Origin of the sequence: Saccharibacillus sp. WB 17 (genome assembly GCF_008634075.2) — a bacterium.
Taxonomy (GTDB): Bacteria; Bacillota; Bacilli; order Paenibacillales; family Paenibacillaceae; genus Saccharibacillus; species Saccharibacillus brassicae.
In genome coordinates this window covers 84878-103434 of sequence record NZ_VPFK02000042.1, presented here as the reverse complement: position 1 = coordinate 103434, position 18557 = coordinate 84878, and the positions used below count along the sequence as shown (strand labels likewise).

The following is an 18557-nucleotide window of genomic DNA, read 5'->3' as shown; positions in this document are numbered from 1 at the left end:
GGCAGCGGCGGAGCGCGAGGCGGCGGAGTGAGCGGCAGCGGAGCGGGAAGCGGCGGGGCGAGCGGCGGCGGAGCGGGCAGCGGCGGAGCGCGAGGCGGCGGAGTGAGCGGCAGCGGAGCGGGAAGCGGCGGGGCGCGGGGCGGCGGAGCGCAAGGCGGCGGAGTAAGCGGCGGCGGAGCGGGAAGCGGGCAGCATACGCGAAGAGACGGAGCGAAGTAAGCGTCAGGCTGAGGACGCCTAGCGAAAAGCGGCGCGGCGCGCACGCCGAAAAGCCCGCCAACGGATCGGTGATCCGTGAGCGGGCTTTTTCGCTGCGTTTTGCGATTTTAACGGACCGTAGGACCGTACAGCCCCTCCCGCTCCCGAAACAGCCGAATGACTGTTTAGGGCGGCGCAAATGTTGTCTTTTTGATCACATTTTCCTCGTTTTTCTAACTAATCCGCATTAATGTTGTCTTCTTGATCACATTTTTGCCGTATAATGCTCCAAATCCGCTTTTTACGTCTGAATTGTTGCCCTAATGACCACATTTTTGCGAAAAGATCGAATATATGCGTAAAAAGCGTACAAAATGATCACATTTTCGCTCTCGCATCATTCTGCCAGGCCAGTTCCCGGCGATCGGAACGATTGGGCTGGGCGGAGCGGCGATGATCGGGCTGCTGAAGATCAACAAACATGCAGCCCATTAGAGACAAGAACCTATCGCCAAAGACGTTTTCCAGACTCTCGGACATGAAAAAGCGGCAGACCTCTTTACAGAGGCGCCGCTTTTGAATAAAGCCCTTTTGGAGCTTTTGGCATGCCGAGTCTTGATTCCATACTTGGCGGTGCAACCGCTACTCGTGCTCACTCGCGCCCGCCTTCGTGCCCGCTCTCGCAAATCCCCCGAATCGTCGCCGCGATCGAATCGCCTTCGGCGATCCTGACGTCCGGCTGCGCGCCGCCTTCCGGTATGCGCTGCCCGCGGCGGTCGATCCAGATCGACTTCCAGCCGGCGCCTTTGGCTCCGACGATGTCGTTGGCGTACGAATCTCCGACGTAATACGTCCGCTCGCGCTCAAGCCCAAGCGTCTCCTCCGCATGACGAAAAATCCGCCGATCCGGCTTAATACACCCGAGTTCCCCGGAGATGAACACATGCTCCGGCTTCACCCAGGCGTATACGCCGAGCCGCTCGACTTTGCCGCGCTGGTGCTCGCCCGGGCCGTTCGTGATGACCCCGATCTTCAGCCCGAGGTCGCGGCAGTAATCGAGCGCCTCCCTGATGTCGGGCGTCAGTCGAAGCTCCTGCTGCGCAGCCGCGTAACCGTCCTGAAAACCGAGCGCTTCCACCCGCGTAATCCCGATCCCCATCGCCTTCATCGCTTCCGTGATCCGGTACACCTGCATATCCTCAAGCGTCATCTCCCCGCGCACCGTAAGCTCGAACACCTCGTCGCTGAATTTGCGGTTATGCCGGTATAGATCGTGCAGCGGCAAATCCCCATGCTCGGCAAAATTCCGCTCGAACGCCTGCCTGAACGGCAGCATCTGGTCGTAGACGGTATCGTCAATATCGAAAATAAAACTGTACATCCGAAAGCTCCTCCTTCCGCTGCTGCGCCGTGCTTAACAAACGGACGTAAATCGCAGCCAAGCCCCTTTTAAACAAACGTATTTCTATTCGGCAAATCCTACTTAACACCTATTCCAAATATTTTAATTATCCAACATTTTTATGAATAAGAACAAATTGGGTTGATATTATGAAAATAAGGAGGCACGTCTATCATCTATTCTTTCGTTCAACCTTTCGTAAAACAAAGTACCAAATCGTATCCGCTGCTTGATGAGAGTAACACGCCCGTTTTGGAGGTTCAACGTTACTACAACAACTTGTTCGAACGGATCATCGATTTTATTATCGAAGGATTTTATTTGAACGTTAAGGTCTGCGATACCGAGCAAAACACTAAAGTTTCGTGCCATCATAACCTTACTTTTTTAAAAGATTCATGGACGATTTCTGCGCAGCAGGAGCAATTCCAGTTAAAGTGCATCACGAAAATCCGTACGAATCCTCAATATGCTTTTACGTATCAAAACAGCCGCTACTTGTTATACCGGGATTTTTTGGGAAGCACCCTCCGAATTCAAAATGTCGATACGAAAAAAGTCATGTCCGAATATAAATACCTGAACCTGCTGCCTCTGCGAAAAGTTAAGCTGACCCATTATGACGATACGATCGATCTGTCCATCTCGCTAGGTCTGTACCTGATCCTCAGTACCAAATACCCGTAACCCTAGTCCACAATCAACCCCAGCAGCCCCACAAACACCGAAGCCTGGGAGGATGAGATCCGGCAGCCGGCCAGGTCTTCCGGGTTGACGGTCAGCGAGTCGAACGTGGAGCTGCTCAGGTCGGTGCCGCTCAGTTTGACTTCGGACAGGTTGGCCTGATCGAGCTTGCACCGTTCCCATTGGAAGTGCTGCACGGACGCGGCGTAGTAGTCGCTGCCGATCAGGGAGCAGTCTTCGAAGCGGACGGACTTGAACTTGACGAGGCGGAAGTTGGCGTAGTCCGCGATGCAGTCGGCGAACACGACGTGCTGCATCCGGCCGCCGCCGAAGTCGCTGCCGATCAGCCGGCAGTCGCGGAATTCCACCCGGTTGAGAAAAATGTCCGCGAAGTTCACGTTGGAAAAATCGCAGCGGTCGAACAGGACGTCGGTGAATTCCGTTTCGCGCAGCGCGGATTCGGAGATCGTCATCTGTCTGAAAATCACCCGGTCGAACGAAGCCCGGTCGGCGTCGAACCCGGTCCATTCCGCCTGCTCGATCAACCGGTCCGCGATTTCGGCCCGGGACTCCACATACACGTCCGTCTCCGCTTCCAGCTGCTCCTCCCGAAGGCGGGGCGCCGTTATTTTCTGCGTCATCTGCTTCTCTCCTCTCGTATACCGTGTATCGTTCCTGTCTTGCGCTGGCCTGATTGTATCATACGTATGTAAAAAGAACCGCGCGCCCCGACGTTTGCACGTCCGAAGCTGCACGGTTCTTCTGCCGTTCGGGGTTCATTCAAGCCGAATGCCGGGGTCTGCCTTATTCCGGCTTCGGCCCCTGTATCCGACCCGGTACGTGGACAACGCACTAGATCAGCTTATGCCGATACCATTTGTTGCCCATGAACCGCCAGACGAACACGCCGCCGCGAATCGCCCATTCGGCGTTCATCGCAATCCAGACGCCGAGGATGCCCATATCCAGCACGATGCCGAGAATGTAGCCCAGCACGACGCGGAACAGCCACATCGACAGCATGGACACGAGCGAAGTGAACTTGGCGTCTCCCGCCGCGCGCAGCGCCGACGGAATCATGAAGCTGATCGACCACAGCGGAATCTGCGCGAGCGCGTTGACGAGCACGATCAGGAAGATGTCGTCCACGATCTCTGCCGGCGGATTGAACAACCCGACGAGCGGATAGAACAGCGCCATCACGAGCACGGTCATCAGGACGTAAAAAACAGAGCCGAGCGCGACGAACGATTTGGTCAGCTTTTTCGCATCCTTCAAATCCCGCCGCCCGATACACTGTCCGACGACCGTGATCAGCGTCAGCGAAAGCGCGTTGGCCGGAATCTGCATCACGCCGGCCAGCGAACCGCTGATCGCGTTGGTCGCGATCGCGTACGTGCCCATGCTGACGATGAAGATTTGGGTCAGGATTTTGCCGCCGTTGAAAAACATCTGTTCCGCCGCGAACGGCATGCCGATGCCCAGCACTTTTTTGAACATATCGAGCCCGACGTGGAAAAAATCCCGGATACGCAGCCGCAGTTCGGCGTCGATCCGGATCAGGTAATAGACCGCGCAGGCCGCCGCCAGGTAGCGCGAGATGTTAACCGACAGCGTCATGCCGAACACGCCCATATCGAGCACGTTGATGAACAGCAGGTTCAAGCCGACATACGGCAGGTTCATGACGAGCGACAGGGCGAGCGAAGCCCGGGAACGCCCGATGCCGCGCAGCGCGCCGCAGACCGCTTCGACAAACGCCAGGCCCATGTACGAAAACCCGCTGCCGATCATATAGATACGCGCCAGTTCCTTGACCGCCGGTTCCGCCGAGCCGAACAGCAGGTTCAGCAGCGGATTGTGGAAGACGATCATGAACAAGCCGATAAACAGCGCGAGGACCGAGACGACCGAAGCCGCTCCGGCCGTCGCTTTGGACACCATGATCGAATTGCCGCTCCCTTTGTACTGCGCGACGACGACCGTCCCGCCCGTGGCGACCGCCACGAAGATGCTGAGCAGGAAAATGTTCAGCGAATCGACCATGTTGACCGCGCTGATCGCGTCCACTCCCGCCGAACTGATCATCGCCGTGTTGATCATATGCAGCCCGACGATAAACACCTGATCGACGAGCAGCGGGACGAACAGCCCGATGATCTGCCTGTAATCGATCGACCGGCCCGACAAATATTTCTCCAGAAGCCTGACGCCCCATCCCGTTCGTATGCCGCTTTCCGCCATCTCCAACCCTTCTTTTTCACGTATTTTGACCGCTTGCTTGTGCCAAACACAAAAACGCCCTGCTCGCCGATGCGGCCGTAGGGCGTGACTGACTTCTCGTAATCGTTCCTTGCGGATGCCGAAGCGGCATCCCGCCCGCGAAATCGGCTTGCAACAAGCCGCGTGCGACCCTGGGTCAGTTCCGCCACGTGTGCAAATATATCACGATTCCGCGCAAAGGACAAGGCGTTCGGACACGCGGAAATCTCTGCTATCCGCTTGCGGGACGCGGGTTACAGCCTCGATTTGACCTGCTCCAGCAGCGCATGCAGCGCTTCCGCTTCTTCCGGCTTCAGCCCTGCCGTGATCCGCTGTTCGAGTTCGACGAACATGCGGTCGAATTCCGGAATCAGCGCTTTCGCTTTCTTCGTCACGTACACCTTTTTCTGGCGCTCGTTGCCTTCGGGCACGATCCGCTTCACATACCCTTTCTTCTCCAGCCCCTGCAGCATGCTGCTGACGCTTGCGCCGGTCCGGTTAAAATGCTTGGCCAGCTCGGTCTGGATGATGCCGTCTTCCCGGAACCGATAGATGTAGCCGAGCATCTGCCCCTGCTGCGCGTTCATGCCGAGCTCGGCCAGCCGGCCGTCAGACGCCGACTTGAGCTTCGTCCCGATCTCGCGCAGCAGATCCGACACCGGCGTCGCCGCTTCCGCTCCATCGCCCGTTTCCCCGCCGGACTCGTCCGCGCGTCCCGCCGGTTCAGGCGAATGCGCCGCAGACGGCTCTGCCGCGGGATCGCTCCCATCCGGAGAGTCTGCACCGCCGGCCTTTTCCAGAGCAGCCAGCTCTGCCTGTTTGGCTTTTTTCGCTTTGGCGGCGTTTTTCTCGCTTTTGGACTTTTTCGTTTTTTTCGAAGGTCCGTCTTTGTCGCTCATGCTCGATCGCCCCTTCCCGGGTGCTTGCGGATTGTAAGGTTAGATCCTTATACTGTAGATCCTCATACTGTTAGAAGGCTAACTATGTCAAGACTATAACCGTCGGGGGTCTGACTGTCAAACGTCTGACCACGCAAAAAAAGGCCCGAACCTTCGATTATCCATCGAAAGTTCGGACCTTTTCTTAAAAGGGATGCGGTCGAGAGGACTCGAACCTCCACGGGGGTTAGCCCACACGGACCTGAACCGTGCGCGTCTGCCAATTCCGCCACGACCGCATATCTTGATGGCTGCGATTACCTCGCGAGCACAAGAAATAATATATCACGATCCGAAGAAGTTGACAAGCATTCTTGTTAAACTTTTTTGAGAATCTCGTTAATTTCCTGTTCAAGCACGAGATAACGATGGGTACTGCGCATGATCGGTACCTTGGTCAGCTTGTTTTTGTCCACGTATACTTTCATCTGATCCTTGGTCAGGCCCAGCAGGCTGCCCGCTTCCGTAACCGTCAGCACCTGTTCGTTGCTTGTCGCGTTGAACGTCTTTTTGACCTTTAGATTCCAATCCTGGAATGTACTCAATAGATCGACCTCCTGTTTAGGAAAATGTGAACGCTCGGGTATGAATCTCTCTATTATACCACACTGCGGCGATCTAAAGGGTTAAATAAAAAAACAGGAAGGAACGGCTGCCTGTTCCTTCCTGTTTTCGTTCGCGTTTTTGCACTGAAAGCTCAAGCTTCCCAAGTGTTCCGGCGGCGTTCCACTATTTCCTTCTACTGTTCACTTCTAACTTTTACTTCAATTGGCTTCTGCGATTTACTTCGCCGGCCGGGCCAAAGCTGCCGCCTGCTCCGGCGTCAGCGCGCCTGCGTACACGTTCAATTCGTCCAGTTGGCCTTTGAACGCGGCGTCCCACCAGTTTACGCCCAGCGCGAACGTGCGGTTCGCGCCTTCCGTGAACAGGTCCGGGAAGCCGGTGCCGGAAAACTTGCGCTCGCCGTCCACGTACACGGTCAACGTGCCTTTGTCGACCGAGAACGCCAAATGCGACCAGGTGCCGGCCGGAATCTTCGTGCCGGTCACGCCGTCGTACCAACTGGCGCTGCCGGACCAGAGCATCGTCTGGTCGCCGACCGAGCCTTTGGGCAGCAGGCTCAGCCAATGCGTCTCGTCTTTGGCGCCGAAGAACGTCGGCGTGAAGGACGTGAGCTGCTCGGGCTTCACCCAGAGCGAGACGGAATACGACGCGCTCCCGATCAGGTTGCTTGGCAGGCTCACGCCGGAAGCGCCGTCCAATACGAGCGCTTGTCCGGCGGCGCCGTCCGCGTAGCTGACGCGGCCGCCTTCTTTGCCGATCCGGTCGCCGGTGACGGTGCCGTCCGCGAACGCGCCCTGTCCGTCGGACAGGTTGTTCTCGAACGAATAGGAAGCCGTCAAGGCGGCATTGGCATACGGCACGACGGTAATGTCGAACGTGACCGCCCTGCTCACGCTGCCTTTGGCGATCGTCGCGGTCAGCACGGCCTGGCCGGCCGGTTCGCCTTCGGCCGGACGTGTCACCTGGCCCGTCGAAGAGACGACGCCTGCTTCGGAACTGCTCCACGCGATCGACGTGCCGCGGCTGCCGACGGTCGGCAGCTTCAGGTCCGCGGTGACCCGGCTCGTATCGCCGAGCGTCAGGCCTGCCGCCACGTTCGCGACGACCTGCTCGTCGTTCAGATCGGCCAGGCGTGTGCCCCACGCCGATTCGCCCGACTCCGATACCGCGGTGAACGTCATGACGTTCGTTTGCGACACCGGGTCCCACTGACGCAGAAAGACGCCGTCGAATTCTTCGCCGCCGAGCGTCAGCTTGGCTTTGTTGTCGGCGTTTTTGCGCCATTTGCCTTCAAGCGCGCCCGTGACGGTGCCGTCGTCATTGAGCGTGATCGACTCCGGTTCCTCGATCGCGCCGGAATAGGCTTTGCCGTGGTTCACGTAGCGGTAATCGCCGGCGATCCCGTCTTTTTTCACCTTGTCCAGCGTCTCTCCGCCATACCGGTACGGCGCTACGACCGGCCAGCCGTCCTTGTTCATGAACATCTGGTGGATGCGCAGCTCGTGCAGTTCGCCCTGCTGCGGGAAACGGGTATGGAACACGAGGAACATCTGCCCGTTCTTGTCCGTGTAGACGGAGTTGTGTCCCGCCGAGACGTATCCGTAACCGGCGCCCGTGCCCGGATCGCCCGCTTCGCGTTCGAACAGGAAGTTGCCGATCAGCTTGTTGCCGATCTCGGTATTCTCCGTGGCCGCCGGCAGCACCGCGTTCTGACCGAGCGAGTCGGTGTACGGGCCGTCGATGTTCTTGGAGCGGAATACGCGCATATTATAGCCGCCGTCCGCGCCCAGCCAGCCGTAGGTCACGTACAGATAATACTGGCGCGTGCTTTTGTTATATTCGATGTACGGGCCTTCGCCCGATTTGCCGTACCCGCCCGCGATCTTCGTGCCGAAGTAGCGGTCGATCGGGCGTCCGTCCTTGGTCGTGCCGTCTTTGCCCGGGAAAATAGGTTGGCCGGTCTTCGGATCGATCTCCAGCAGGAAAATGCCGCCCGACCACGAACCGTACGTCATCCACAGCTTGCCTTGGCTATCGTAGGAAAGGGCGGCGTCGATCGCGTTCGGATATTGTTGGTTGTTGTACGAACCGTCCGCATTGAACCAGTCGTCTTTCTCGCCGGCAAGCTTGCCTGCGCCGATCAGTTCGTCGATATGCGTGCTGGTCCACTTTTTGTTCACTTTGCTGTCTTTGTCGTACGCTTCGTTCTCCGTAAAGCCGGAGTAGACGACCGTGCCGCCGTACTCGTACGGACCTTCGATCTGCTTGGATACCGCGAAGCCGAGCGCCGAGCGGATATAGGTCGAAGACGCGCTGTAGTAGGTCATGTACGCGCCTTTGGAGCCGTCTTTGTTCACGTAGTCCTTGTTCCAGAACACGTCCGGCGCCCAGACCGAGAAGCCGCCTTTGCTGTCCGAATCGTTTTCTCCGGCCCATGCGAACGAACCCGCCAGGTTTTTGGACAGATCTCCGTAGATGGCATTGCCCGGAGTCTTGTAACCGTTTGCAAAAGAAGTCCAATGCATCAGGTCGGTCGACTTCGCCGCATCGATATGCGAACCGAACACGTAGAACGTGTCGCCGTCCTTGACGATGGAAGGATCGTGCACGGAGACGTTCGAGAATGTCGGAGGCGTATCGGACGACGTTCCCGCCGCTGCGGCGCGCATATCGGGGCCGCAGCCGGCGGAGACCGGCACCAGCAGGGCGAGCGACAGCAGCAGTACGGAACTTCGGGTAAACTTGTTGCTTTTCATGTACGTATGTTCCTCCTTCGGATATGGAATTCGGGATGATAGCGGTTGCATAGAGATACTTTTAATCTTTTCGCCGTTCTTTGCCGGTATCCTTCTTGTTTTCGAAAATAAATAACAAAAACATTAACTAAATAAGCCTTAACATTTAGTTTTGGACGCTATTTTGCGATATAACTCGCTTTAGGTTAACTTTTTTGTATTCGAAAACGTATTTTATGAATCTTCGTTTCACCTTCTTCTTTATCTTCTGCTGCTTGCCGTTTGTTCAGCCTTTTTTGCAGCGGGTATTAGTAGAGAGAACGAAAAAAATTGTATAGACATGCAAATACGCAAAAAAAAGCCAAAGGAGCGGATTCCATGTTCGGTTTTGCGGATCTGATCTCGCTGATCGTATCGGCTTTTATCATTTTGCCCGTCGTCGTTTTTCTGCGCGAATCGGGTTACCTGCTCGGCAGCCTGCTGTTCGGCGTGCGCAATCCGCGTATCACGTTGGGGTCGGGGCCGCGTCTGTTCAAGCTCGGCGTGTTGGACGTGCGCCGCCACTATCATCTGTACAGCTGGTTCTCCTACGACGAGATCCGGCGCGAGAGCCGGGGCGCTTACGCCTGCCTGTACGCCGGGCCGATCTTGGTCAATCTGGCGCTCGCTTTTGTCCTCAACGCCCTGCTGGCGAACGGGATCATCGATTCGCAGCAGACCTTTTGGGAACGGCTTATTTTTTACGCTTTCTATTATGCTCTGTTCGACATCATTCCGATGCGCACGACGAACGGCAAGCCGAACAACGGCATGATCATCTACGAGATGCTGCGCTACGGCAGACGGACCGGATACAACCACGAGCCGTTCCTGCCTTCGACGAGCGAGACCGAGCAGCATTACCGGGAGCAGATGGAGCAGTATGAGGAACTGGCCAAAGCAGATCCTCTTCTACAGCGAAAAAGAGATCGGCGCCTGCGGCGCATGGAAACGGCGAATCGGATCGGCATTCCGGTCGGGCCGACAAAAAAGCCCGCCGAGCCTGCGAATCCGAACTCGGATTCGGACGCGGAAGCGCCGCCGCATCGGCCGGGCCGAGGGGACGGGGAGGAGTAAGCGGGGCGCGGGCAAGCGGGGCGCGGGGTGGCCAAAACGCGGCCGCTTTTCGCCCGGCCGCTCCATGCTGCGGACGCGCCAAAAAGGAGACGGGGATTTCCCCGTCTCCTTTTTCGGTGCTTTTCGCACCTTTCCAACTCCGTTTCTGCGTCTTTCCCGCGCCGTGCGCGAAGGGAGCTAAGCGTAACGAATCCTTATATCGCTATTTGCCCATTTTCCGCTTTTTCCGCTATCTAACGAATCGTCATATCCTTATTGAGCGTTAAAAGGCCATTTTGGGCCGAATTCGAGCCGATAGCGTGATGACGATTCGTTAGTTTGGATAAAAGCGCGCTGAAGCGCAATATAGCGTGTGCAGGATTCGTTAGCGTGACCACCGCGCCGCCAAACGCTACACCCGTCGTTCCAGCACGACGACGCTCACCGAGTTCGCCGGCAGCTTCAGCACCGCCGTGCGGCCCGTTCGGCCTGTCCCGCCCGTACCTCCTGCGGCTTGGCCGGAAGCGAAGCCGTCCACGCCCGTGCCGTCTTCTAGCGCGAAGACACTCTCGACCGGCACGACCGGCTCTCCGCTTTTTTTGTTCACGTTCGGCACGTGCAGCAGTGCCGGATCGCCCGTCAGCGTCACGAGTTTGGCTTCCGCCGCGACTTCCAGACCGTCGAGGTTCAGGCGCGTGTTTTTGTCCACGCCGTCGGCATTGACCAGCTTGACGTACACGTGCTTGGCATCCGCCGTCACGGAATGGAACACGTCGCGGTTGTAGGCCTCCAGCTTGTAATCCAGCACTTTGCTGCGCCATCCGCCGGCCGGATCGGCATCGGCGTACGAGCAGATCAGGTTGCGGCCGCGCGGGCCGCCGAAATCGACGGTGATCGCATACGGACGCCCGTCTTCAAGCCCTTCGTAGTTCGCCGCCCGCAGGTTGCCTGCCGCCGTACTGGACGAATAATCGCCGAGCGTATAGCCTTCCACGCCCTGCTTGTGCACTTTGAGGCCGGTCGCGGAACCGCCGTAGCCGATCGCGTACTCCAGCACGTCTTTGCGATCCGGCGAGATGTCGGTCAGGCCGACGCCGACGTAGAAGCCGTCTTCGCCCGAAGCTTTGGAGGCGATCACTTCGACCGTATACCCGGTCCACTCGCCGCTCGGTACGTACAGGCCGTTCAGGCCGCCGCTTTGCGGCTTGAGCACGAGGCCGCGCCCCGCTTCAAGCGCATAGCCGGCCGAGCCCGGGATGACCTGCCAGACCGGATCGAGTTCGGCCGCCTGCGTAAAGTCCGTCTCCAGCAGCACCTCGCCGCTGTCGTTTGACGTTACCGTGACGCGGCTTACCGTCACTTCCGCCCGGCCCGCCGCGACGTGGATGCCGCCGCGCGGAATAAGGTCGACCGGACGGCCGCCGTGGTACGTCGAGAACGAAGTCGGCAGCACGCGGTCGCCCAAATATTTGGCGAACATCTGCTGCACGTAATAGTTCGGCGTGAACCAGACGCTCTCGTCGTCGAACCAGATGCAGTCCGGCGTCCATCGGTAGGTGCCGTCGGTAAGCACTTTGTTGAACAGCGGCGCATAGGCGGCCAGCCGCACGACGTCGGCATTGTTCTCGAATCCGGTCATCACCGCGGCTTCCGCCACGGCGCCCGCCAGCGTGTTTTTGTCCGTGGACGCGTATTCGCCGACGAACACTTTGGACGTGGCCGGCCAGTCGAGGCTGCCGTCTTCGTTGTAGGCGCGGAAATAATAATTGTAGCGGTCCGCGTTTTCCAGCAAATATTCGTTCGACCGGTAATAATGTTCGTCCGCGATCGTGTCCATATAGTTCGGCTGCTTGGCGTACCAGGACACTTTTTCCGAGATGACCCGATCCCGATCCGCGAACTGCACGTCCGCCGAACCTTCCAGCCCGCCGCTCAGGAACTTCCAGCCCTGCTGGTACGCGTCGTCGTCCGCCTGCGCGCCCACCGTGGAGATGATGTGCAGCTCGCGGTCCGGATAATGCTCGGCCATGTACTCGTCGATCCGGGCTTTGAACACTTCGAAGTTGGCAAAAAACTCCGTCCCCCAGTTCTCGTTGCCCACGCCCAGATAGCGCAGGTCGAACGGAGCTTCGTGCCCCATTTTCCGCCGCATCGCCGCCCATTCGTTATGCTCGAAGTCGGTGCCGATCGCAAAATCGATCAGATCCGTGAAATTGCGGATGTACTGGTCGCGCAGTTCGCCGCCGGCCGGATGCGCGTAGTCGGAACGGGCCTGGCACAGCACGCCGCACGCCATGACCGGCAGCGGGGTCGCGTTCAGGTCTTCGGCCAGCTGGAAATATTCCATATAACCGAGGCCCATCGTCATCATGTAGCCCCACACGTTGAAGTTTTCTTTGCGCAGCTCGATGTCGTTGACCGAATCTTTCCAATCGTACACATTGTCCCAGATAAAAGAACCTTCCGAAATACAGCCGCCCGGGAACCGCAAAAACTTCGGATGCATCCCCGCCAGCGCTTCCACAAGATCCCGGCGCAGCCGGTAGTTCGGGTTGCCGAGATAGTTGGCGCGCGCCGAAGGCGAACCCGCTTCTTCTGCCGCACCCCATACGCCGCGCGGCACGAGCGACACGAGTTCGATCGAAATGTCGCCGTCGAACGTCAGCGAGAGCTGGCCGAGCACGTTCCGGGAGCCGGTGAGCACGAGCGTCGACAGCGCGCTGCCGTCCGCCGGGTAAGGCACGCCGTATTTTTGCCACGTATCGCCGCCTTCGACCGCGAACGTGACGACGTCGCTCGCCGCTTCGCCGTCCGGCCCTTGCAGCTGCAGCATGACGGAGCCTGCCTGCGCCGCTTTGGCCCACACGGTAAAATCGTACGCGGCGCCTTCCCGAATAGGCATCGCGCACCCGCCGTTCGTGTCGTTGAAGCCGCGGTTGTACACGGTCGCGCCGTCCGCGACGGTGACGTAATACCCGTTCACGTCGGGATCGGAGGAACCGAGGAATTGTCCCAGCGTATCGGTGCTGCGCGGCGTCATCTTGTCGATATCGCCGTACCACCACAGCAGCGGCTGACGGTTGCGGCCGGTCGAACAGCCGCATTCGCCGGACGCGTGCGAATACGTATCGAACTCGAACGCCTCGAACGAGCGGTTCTGCACCATCTCCGCATAGATGCCGCCGTCGGCCGCATTGTTGATGTCTTCGTAAAAGAGCCCGTACATCACTTCGCTGACGTCGACCACGCCGTCCAGCGTCTCTTCGCCGTGGATCGTCACCGTATAGGGAGGCAGTTCCGGCGGAAGAACGGAGACGTCGAAGCTGCGCCGCACTTCGCTGCCGCCGACCACCTCAAGCGTCGCGGTGAGCGTCGCGGCCTGCGGGCTGCGCGGTGCGGAGGACGGAGAATTCGAAGCCGCCCCGCCGCCTGCTCCCTGCGTGCGCGCGCCTGTGTCCGGCCAGATCCGTCCGTCGCCCGACACGAATTCCGGATGGCTGGATGTCCAGTTCACACGGACTTTACCGCCCATCAGCGAAGCAGGCAGACTGACGTCGCCCGTCAAAATGCTCGTCGGAAAAGACAAATATTTGTCTGCCGCCAGCCGCACGATCTCTTCGTCCGTCAGCGACTCGCACAGCACCTCGATCACGTCGTCGGCCGACAGGCCCGCCGCGTAGACGCGGAAGTCCGAGATCGAGCCGGCAAAATCGTCGTCTGCGGCGTACTGCGAACGGCCGATGAAATTGCGGGTATAATTGCCGCCTTCGACGAACGTCTCGAACCAGCGGCGCAGCTGCGCGTAATGGCCGCTCGACGTCTGGCTGATCGTGCCGTCGGCGACCGGTTCGCCGTTGACGTACGCGACCGGGCCCGCGCTGCTCAGCGTTCCGCCCTGCGTGCCGACCACGCTCAGCGCGACGTGCATCCATTCGCCGCGCACGAACCCGCGGCCCGGATCGACGACGAGGTCGCCGCCCGCGGATAGCGTGCCGCGCAGGCTGCGGGTCAGGAACAGCGACGGTCCGCCTTCATTTTGGCCAAAATCGAAAATGCGTTCCCACACGCTCGTGCCCGCGTCAAAACGCACCCAGGCCGTCACCGTCACGCCGCTGCGATCGCTTACATCTTGCAGCAGATCGGATGGCAGTTCGAGATAAGAAGTGCCGCTGCGCCCTCCGCCGAACGTGACCGCCGGCCTGCCGGTATCCTGTGAGATCCGCGGCAGCACGCTGCCGGCGGCGCGAGCGTCTCGCCCGTGCCCGGAAGCGTCGCGCCCGATATCGGCAGCGTCCTCGAACGTATAGCGGGCAAGAAGGCGATCACGGAACGAAGCCTGGGCTGGATTAGAAGTTGGCGTTGAATTCATGGATGGATTCTCCTATCGTTAATGGATTTCTTAATTAAATTAATATAATTGTTAATTAGTAATAGATATACGTTATATATTTATCATAACCTGTTGTACGTACAAGTTCAAGTCGGGTCGGGGGAATCCCCCCGTTCCCCGTTCTCCGTTCTCCGTTCTCCGTTCCCCGTTCCCCGTTCTCCGTTCTCCGTTCTCCGTTCTCCGTTCTCCGTTCTCCGTTCTCCGTTCTCCGTTCTCCGTTCTCCGTTCTCCGTTCTCCGTTCTCCGTTCTCCGTTCTCCGTTCTCCGTTCTCCGTTTCAATGATGCAGCTAACGAACCCTCATAACGCTATTCCGGAAAAAAAGCCGTTCTCCGAATGCTAACGAATCGTCGTAACGCTATTCGGCCCCATATCGCACATTTCGCACGTTTTTGCTCTCATAGCGTGACTACGATTCGTTAGATTTTCAAAATCCCTGTTTTCACCGATTTAGCGTTATACGGATTCGTTAGCTTTTACCCGAGAGCCGGCGAAACCCGTCTGCGGGTCGTTGTGCGAGCCGTTCTGTCGTTCTGCCACCCATCCCCTCCAAACCCTCATTTCCACTCCGGCAGCCGGTACGTCCGGAATCTTTCTTTGCCGCTCGCCACGACGAGACGTCCGCTTGACACGGACGCATGCAGCAGGCGCCTGGCGTGCTGGCTGCTGATTCGCAGATGCTCCGCAAGGCGCGCCGCCGTAAAAGGAATCGGCGTCGTGCGCGCAAACCGCAGCAGCTCCGCCTCCAGCCAGGATAGAGACGGTTCGGCAGCCGAAGCGGTGAATTTCCCGGCAAAAGCAAGGATCAGTTGGCGGCAGCGGCCCGGCTCTTCCGCAATCGACGGATACGCGATCGGCAGCAGCGTCCAGTCGTCCAGAGCGAGCAGGCTGTGTCTCCAGCACAGGTCCTTGAACCGCCGCACGTCCAAATCCCGGGCATGCGGACCGTAGCCCTGGATTTCGATCGCGCCTTTCGCGCCGCCGGGCCGGTACGCGAAATCGATATACCGGTATCCGCCGTTCAGATCGCGCACTTCCCATTCGGCATGCAGGTGGTCGAAATTTTTGAGCGCGGGCAGCCAGATCGAACGCAAAAACTCCACGCTCCCGTGTCCCAATCCCGCTTCCAGCCGCTCTCTTCTTCTCGGATTCGGCTCGGCCGCAAGTTGGACGTCTATCCAACCGGCGTATTCTTTTGCAAACTCCGTCATTACAGCCTTTCCCTCCTTCTCCCTCGGCGCGCGAACACGCAAAAAAGCCGCTTCAACCCCGAAGGATTAAAGCGGCGCGTGCTTCGCGTCCGTATGGCATCAAGTGTAGAAAAGACAGCGAAAAGAGGCAAGTGCCATTCGCCTTACAAACGCGGGGCGACGAACGCCCCCACACTTTGCAATCCCAAATCGCTCTAATCCTTAACCTGCTCCAAGCTCTTAAACCGCTCTAAACTCCACCGTACCGAGCTGCAGGCCCGGTTTCGTGAATTCGACTTCGAGCTTGTACGTGCCTTTTTCCAGCTCGATTGACACGAGGCGCTGCTTGAGCCAGCGGCCCTGGGTGCCGTTCATCTGCACGGTCGTCATGACCTTGCCGTTGAGCAGCAGGTTGCAGGCGCTTTGCGAAAGTTCCGGCTCCGGCGACATGACGTTGACCGCTACGCGGTACACGCCCGGCTGCTCGACTTTGAGGTAGACCGGCGAATCGACGGAAGGCTGAATGTCTCCCTGGCCGGCCAACGCCTGCGCGCTGTCCAGTTGGGTCACGCCTGCCGCTGCGAATTTCTCGAACGACTCGTCCGTTTTGCGTTCTCTTCCAAATACCGGCGCGTCCATGATGAACTGGCAGATGTTTTTGGCGCTGCGCTGAAGCTCGCCGCGGGTTACCGTGCCGTCCGCCAGCGATTCGATCGTGTTGTCGCCCCAGATGTTGGTCTCGGCGCCGTAGTTCATCACGACCATGTACAGATCGTTTTGCGCGCGGATCATGAAGTTCGTGTTTTTGCGATCCGCTTCGCCGCCGTTGGCCGAATCGTTCATGATCGCCCACCAGTCGGTCATGACGATGCCGTCAAAGTTCCACTCGCCGCGCAGGATCGTCGTGTTGAGATCGTAATTCGACGCCGCCCAGTGGCCGTTGATCGGATTGTACGAAGTCATGATCGATTTGGCGCCGCCTTCGCGGACCGCGATCTCGAAGCCTTTGAGGTAGATCTCGCGCAGCGCGCGTTCGGATACGACCGCGTTCACTTTGCTGCGGTACTGCTCCTGGTTGTTGCAGGCAAAGTGCTTGAGCGTCGCGTTGGAACCGCCTTTGGCGATACCGCGCACGCAGGCTGCCGCGAATTCGCCCGACACGATCGGATCTTCGGAGAAATACTCGAAGTTACGGCCGTTCAGCGGGCTGCGGCGGATGTTGAGGCCCGGTCCGAGCAGCGTATCCACTTCGTTGAGCACCAGCTCCTGTCCTTCCAGCACGTACAGTTCTTCGACCAGATCTTTGTCCCAGGTCGCTGCGAGCAGCGTGCCGATCGACACCTGAGTCGCCTGTTGGCCGCTGTCCATCCGGATGCCCGAAGGGCCGTCCGCCGTACAGGCGACCGGAATGCCGTAGCCGAGCAGCGCGTCGCTGACTCCGCCGAACACGGATGCCGTACCCGGCGTCGCAAGCGGGCTGCTCATGCCTTCGCCGCGCACGAGCGTCGCCAGTTCGTCGTTGCTGAGCTGCGCCACGAAAGCGTCCAGCGAAGCTTTGCCGGCTTTGACGTCCTGCAGCTTGATGCCCTGATCTCCGGTCTCCGCCAGCGATTGCGGCATACGGTCCTGGATACGACGCGCCATGTCGACGCTGCGGGTCGGCACGATCTCGCTGTCCATCTCGTACGAACCGTCCGCTTGGCGGGCGCCCGGCTTGAGGCGGTTGAAAGCTTCGACCGGCGCCATCGCTTCTTCAAACTGGGCCACGACGCGCAGTTCGTTCACGATGTAACCACCGGCTCCGTCCACCTGCACGACCGAGGTCTGCTTGACGCTCGATCCGACGTGCAGCAGGTACGTCCCTTCTTCGAGCACGTAGGCGTGCGCGTGTCCGGTCGTGCCGGCGTCGTCGTACGAAGCGAGCTTGTCGATCGGGAAGCCGACTGTAATACGCTGCGATTCGCCCGGTTGAAGCGACTTCGTTTTGCCGAATGCCACGAGCTTTTTATACGGCTGGCCGAGTCTGCCCTGAGGCGCTTCCACGTAGACCTGCACGACTTCCTTGCCTTCGAACGTATCGCCCGTATTCGTCACGGTTACGCCGACTTCGATCCATTCCGCGCCGTCTTTTTGCAGCGTTTGGGCGGGTTCCGGTGCATGCTCAAAAGTGGTGTACGACAGGCCGAAACCGAATTCGTACTGCACTTTTTCCGGTCGAAACGTTTCGAAATACCGGTATCCGACGTATACGTCTTCCTCATACACACTCTTGAACTCATTGCCGTAGTTGCTCGTGGACGGATAATCGTCGATCGAGTAGGCGATGGTGTCGGTCAATTTGCCGCTTGGCGTCACGTCGCCGGACAGCACGTCCGCGATAGCGTTGCCGCCTTCCATCCCGCCGTGCCACGCATAGATGACTGCCGCGATCGGATGTTTGTGTGCCGCGTCTTTGACCCAGCTCATGTCCACGATGTTCGACACGTTGAGCACGACGATCGTCTGCTCGAAATGGTTCGTGACCTGCGTCAGCATGTCCAGCTCTTCCGGCGTCAGGCGGTAGCTGCCCGGTGCGTCGGCGTTATCCTGGTCTTCGCCGGCCGTCCGGCCGATGACGACGATCGCTTTGGACGATGCGGCGCGCGCGCCTGCGACCAGCTCGTCGCTTAACGGCATTTCCGCCTGGTGCCACGGTTCCGCTGCCCAGCCGCCTCCGCCGTTATCGAACGGATTTTCTTCGATCCATTTCGTGTATACCGACGCCAACTCTTCGTTGACCGTGACGGAAGGCTTGCTCCGCAGTCCGTCGAGCAGGTTCGTCGTATGCGACACATGCACGCTGCCGCCCGATCCCGTACCGCTGCGGTAATAGTTGAGCTGTACCCGTCCGAAAATCGCCACGTTCTCGTTTTCCCGGATCGGCAGTGCCTGCCCTTCGTTCTGAATCAATACGGCACCTTGAGCGGCCACCGTTCTGCTGAATTCCGCGAAGCCTTTTAGAGGTCCTGCACCCATTACTTTATTCAAAGCTTTCCCTCCCGATTCTGTGTGAATGCTGCACGTGCGCGTACGTTCCCTGCGCTTTCCGGTCGGCTGCCGA

At 58.9% G+C, this 18557-nt stretch carries 12 protein-coding genes and 1 tRNA gene; 3 read left to right on the top strand and 10 right to left on the bottom strand.

Annotation, left to right across the window (positions count from 1 at the left end):
- On the top strand, positions 1 to 219 hold a 219-nt coding region (locus FTE24_RS19160; RefSeq protein WP_202111920.1), incomplete at its 5' end, for a hypothetical protein.
- 631 nt (positions 220 to 850) lie between these two features.
- On the opposite strand, the gene FTE24_RS19155 is transcribed toward FTE24_RS19160, so the two are convergent.
- Positions 851 to 1579, bottom strand: a complete 729-nt coding sequence (locus FTE24_RS19155; RefSeq protein WP_150233876.1) for an HAD family hydrolase — start codon at positions 1577 to 1579, stop codon at positions 851 to 853.
- Between the two features lie 192 nt (positions 1580 to 1771).
- On the opposite strand from FTE24_RS19155, the gene FTE24_RS23625 reads away from it, so the two are divergent.
- Entirely contained in the window at positions 1772 to 2287 is a 516-nt protein-coding gene (locus FTE24_RS23625; RefSeq protein WP_442978174.1) for a tubby C-terminal domain-like protein, read from the top strand.
- Positions 2288 to 2289: 2 nt separating this feature from the next.
- Here FTE24_RS23625 and FTE24_RS19150 read toward each other — a convergent pair whose 3' ends face one another.
- The 6 genes from FTE24_RS19150 to FTE24_RS19125 form a co-directional block, all read right to left on the bottom strand.
- Positions 2290 to 2925, bottom strand: a complete 636-nt coding sequence (locus FTE24_RS19150) for a pentapeptide repeat-containing protein (protein ID WP_141447970.1) — start codon at positions 2923 to 2925, stop codon at positions 2290 to 2292.
- Between the two features lie 211 nt (positions 2926 to 3136).
- Positions 3137 to 4528 carry an MATE family efflux transporter gene (locus FTE24_RS19145; protein WP_141447969.1) on the bottom strand — a complete coding sequence of 464 codons (1392 nt, stop codon included), beginning with the start codon at positions 4526 to 4528 and terminating at the stop codon, positions 3137 to 3139.
- A 272-nt stretch (positions 4529 to 4800) separates the two neighbouring features.
- Entirely contained in the window at positions 4801 to 5445 is a 645-nt protein-coding gene (locus tag FTE24_RS23365; protein WP_237401843.1) for a MarR family winged helix-turn-helix transcriptional regulator, read from the bottom strand.
- Between the two features lie 194 nt (positions 5446 to 5639).
- A tRNA-Leu gene (locus tag FTE24_RS19135) sits at positions 5640 to 5723 on the bottom strand.
- A gap of 78 nt (positions 5724 to 5801) precedes the next feature.
- Positions 5802 to 6029 (bottom strand): helix-turn-helix domain-containing protein, encoded by a 228-nt coding sequence (locus FTE24_RS19130; RefSeq protein WP_141447968.1) that lies wholly within the window; start codon positions 6027 to 6029, stop codon positions 5802 to 5804.
- Positions 6030 to 6266: 237 nt separating this feature from the next.
- A complete protein-coding gene (locus tag FTE24_RS19125; RefSeq protein ID WP_150233877.1) occupies positions 6267 to 8804 on the bottom strand; it encodes a LamG-like jellyroll fold domain-containing protein in 2538 nt (845 codons plus the stop codon).
- A gap of 357 nt (positions 8805 to 9161) precedes the next feature.
- On the opposite strand from FTE24_RS19125, the gene FTE24_RS19120 reads away from it, so the two are divergent.
- Positions 9162 to 9899: a hypothetical protein gene (locus tag FTE24_RS19120; protein WP_237401842.1), complete on the top strand. Its 738-nt coding sequence runs from the start codon at positions 9162 to 9164 to the stop codon at positions 9897 to 9899.
- A 391-nt stretch (positions 9900 to 10290) separates the two neighbouring features.
- Here the strand turns inward: FTE24_RS19120 and FTE24_RS19115 are convergent, their stop codons facing one another.
- The 3 genes from FTE24_RS19115 to FTE24_RS19105 all read right to left on the bottom strand — a co-directional run bounded on the left by FTE24_RS19115 (position 10291) and on the right by FTE24_RS19105 (position 18472).
- Positions 10291 to 14247 carry an alpha-L-arabinofuranosidase C-terminal domain-containing protein gene (locus FTE24_RS19115; protein ID WP_150233880.1) on the bottom strand — a complete coding sequence of 1319 codons (3957 nt, stop codon included), beginning with the start codon at positions 14245 to 14247 and terminating at the stop codon, positions 10291 to 10293.
- A 577-nt stretch (positions 14248 to 14824) separates the two neighbouring features.
- The gene (locus FTE24_RS19110; protein WP_150233882.1) at positions 14825 to 15478 is read right to left on the bottom strand and encodes a transcriptional regulator; all 654 of its coding nucleotides are present in this window, start codon (positions 15476 to 15478) and stop codon (positions 14825 to 14827) included.
- 219 nt (positions 15479 to 15697) lie between these two features.
- Positions 15698 to 18472, bottom strand: a complete 2775-nt coding sequence (locus tag FTE24_RS19105; protein WP_150233999.1) for a glycoside hydrolase family 3 C-terminal domain-containing protein — start codon at positions 18470 to 18472, stop codon at positions 15698 to 15700.
- Positions 18473 to 18557 lie beyond the last annotated feature (85 nt).